Source organism: Photobacterium sp. R1, from assembly GCF_054600795.1.
Genome location: NZ_BAAHZP010000479.1, coordinates 1 through 278, shown reverse-complemented (window position 1 = coordinate 278; position 278 = coordinate 1). Strand labels below are relative to the sequence as shown.

Sequence of the window (278 nt, the reverse complement as noted above, 5' to 3'; positions counted from 1 at the left end):
CCTCCTGGTGTCGGCCGTTTCTGGCTTGTGGTTCTTTGCCGGTATCAGCCGAAGTACTAAAGGATAATTATGATTACTCATGTTGGCATTATTGATCAGGACCCGGTCAGGCTGATCACTTCCCTTTTAGACCACGGTGTACCAGCCGGAAAGATGATATTTATCGGCACAGAAGCGCAGCAGGAAACCTATGACCGCCTGAGTTCGATATTGATACCCCGCGATATTGAGACTGAATTTTTCACCATTCCTGACTCCATCAATATTAAAACCCTTCG

At 46.8% G+C, this 278-nt stretch carries 1 pseudogene; it reads left to right on the top strand.

Going from position 1 to position 278, the window contains the following annotated elements:
- Positions 1–69 precede the first annotated feature (69 nt).
- Positions 70–278 (top strand): annotated as a pseudogene (locus ACYP03_RS25940) (DUF1887 domain-containing protein); the annotation flags it as partial.